The organism is Enterococcus sp. BSD2780061688st2 D3 (genome assembly GCF_005844145.1).
GTDB classification, from domain to species: domain Bacteria; phylum Bacillota; class Bacilli; order Lactobacillales; family Enterococcaceae; genus Enterococcus_B; species Enterococcus_B durans.
The window spans coordinates 1-2270 of record NZ_SPHN01000053.1 but is presented as its reverse complement, the minus strand read 5'-3'; the positions used below and the strand labels follow the sequence as shown (position 1 = coordinate 2270).

Annotated in this window: 2 protein-coding genes and 1 pseudogene; 2 read left to right on the top strand and 1 reads right to left on the bottom strand. The window is 32.2% G+C overall.

Going from position 1 to position 2270, the window contains the following annotated elements; all coding sequences use genetic code 11:
- Window positions 1–258 precede the first annotated feature (258 nt).
- Window positions 259–1344, bottom strand: a complete 1086-nt coding sequence (xerS, locus tag FGQ66_RS14945; RefSeq protein WP_138302657.1) for a tyrosine recombinase XerS — start codon at window positions 1342–1344, stop codon at window positions 259–261.
- Window positions 1345–1665: 321 nt separating this feature from the next.
- Between xerS and FGQ66_RS14940 the strand changes: the two genes are divergently transcribed.
- On the top strand, window positions 1666–1899 hold the full coding sequence (locus FGQ66_RS14940; RefSeq protein ID WP_002295764.1) for an AbrB/MazE/SpoVT family DNA-binding domain-containing protein: 234 nt from the start codon (window positions 1666–1668) through the stop codon (window positions 1897–1899).
- Window positions 1896–2159: pseudogene (locus FGQ66_RS14935) on the top strand (type II toxin-antitoxin system death-on-curing family toxin); the annotation flags it as partial. The gene FGQ66_RS14940 and the pseudogene FGQ66_RS14935, both read left to right, overlap by 4 nt.
- Window positions 2160–2270: the final 111 nt, after the last annotated feature.

The following is a 2270-nucleotide window of genomic DNA, read 5'->3' as shown; positions in this document are numbered from 1 at the left end:
GAAAATATATTAAGTTTGATCAATGAGAGACCGGTAAAACATTGTATAGTATTTTACACAGGATTATGGACTTGACTAAACCACCTCTACTTGCCAGTAATTATAATTTATTATGAATTACTCAATAGTTAATCATATTTATTAACAAAAGATTATTGGTTACAACAAAAAAAGAACCATGAATCCATTTACGTTAAAAGGATTCATGGTTTCATTCATTATTCTCACTTTACTATTTTGGCTATTTATATATTATACTCATAAAGCGTTCAATGCATCAATGGTAGCTGCATTATCTATATGAGTATATAAAGTTGTTGTATTTGTACTTGAATGTCCCAATTGTTGGGCAGTCAATACCAAAGAATTTGTCTGTTGGTAGAGTCTAGTAGCCAATGTATGACGCAGTTTATGCGGACTGACTTGTACTCTGAATCCTTTCGAATATTTTGCTACCATCCGTTCGATTGCAATACCGGATATACGTTTGGCTTCTCCTTGGTAAATTGCTAGAAATAATGCTTTTTCGTTTTCTGTCACTTTATATCTTTCTTTCCGAATAGCTAGATAATTAGCTAAATATTCCATTGCGAACGCTGCTATATTGACCGCATCTCTCTTATTTCCTTTTCTAGTTACTACCACCTTATTCTTATCCAAAGATAGATCATCTAAGTTAATATTTACAACCTCGGAGAGTCTCAATCCAGATCCTAAAATCAGTGCATTGATCGCCAGGTCTCTTTCTACATCTCGATGGTAATAGATCAGAGCTCGTTTGCTCAAAGTATTTTTATATTCATTGGCAATATAATCTAGATAATTTTGTGTATCTTCGTCTAGAAATAATTTTTTCTCAATGGCATTTGCACGAGCTGCTAAAGTTGTTTTATCTGTGATAGTTGCTACCTGGTCCATAGGATTATCGTCTAAGTATGGTTTTCCTAGAGGATTATTGGAACTTTTCGAAAGATATTTAAATAGAACTTTCAATGCTGTTATATTTCTATTGATAGTAGAAGTGGATAGGCCTAAGTTATTATTATCTTCGAGCTTAGCTTTTGTTGTATCTTTTTTTACATTTTCTTTTGCGCGACGTTTCAAATGAGATTTGTACAAGTTTAGGTCATAGGCAGTTAAATGTCTTATCGAGGTGATTGAAGTATCAGGAACGATAGACTCACTCAGAAGCCATTCATAAAAGAGCTTATAATTTTTTAGATATTCTAAAGTGGTTCGAGGTGATTGATCTTTATCTTCACGATCTTGAACAAAATCTTTTATATAATCGGGCATATGAAGTATGATTGTATCTATTTTTTGATATATTTCTGTATTTTTCATGTCATTCATCCTTTCAATAAGTAGGAGAGAGGAGTACCCCTACAATTGGACTATACCAATTATAGGGACGTTTGTCAATTGGTATGCTATATTTTTTTTGGAAAACACAAATTATATAAGGTTCTATATAATCATATAAAATAAATGGTATATATAAATAGGCGAGGGGATAGCAGTTTGTATTCTAAAAATTTTTTTGGTTTTTCTTAATTCTATAGAAAGAACAATCTTTCTATAGAGTTAGACATGAGAGGGACTACGATTGATTTAAAATCAATAAGCGTATATACTGTATATACAAACAAAAAAGGGGAGAAGACTATGGCAATCAAAGAAAGAAAATTCAGAGAAGTAGGGAATTCAGTAGTATTAACTATTTCAAAGGAGTTTCTTAAAGAAAATGGGTTAAATCCTGGAGATACGGTTTTTTTAGATGAAGAAAAACTTCGAGCAGCAATTACAAAAAAACAAACCTTATCTGATGAGATCGATGTAGCAATATCTCAAGCATTAACTGAATATGATACTACTTTTAGAGAGCTTGTCGATAAATGAGTGTTCATTACCTAGAAGCCAAAGATGTTATAAAAATGAATGTGATCCAAATAAAAAAATACTCTCCTAATGAACCCATTGGTGTAAAGGACGCGAATGCTTTAGAAATGTGTGTAGGACAACTTCGAGCCTCAGCTTTTGGTGAAGAGGTTTATCCTTCGATTTATGAAAAAGCAGCTATCCTACTTATACAATTGATAAAGAAACATCCTTTTCATAATGCAAATAAACGTACTGCTTTCTTAGCTACTTTTGTCTTTGGATAGGCTACAATTAACTAGACAGAAAAATTAGGGTGTGTAGACTAGAAGAAAACATACCAGGAGGAATTTTTATGTCTAAGAGAACACGAAGAACTTTTTCACAAGAAT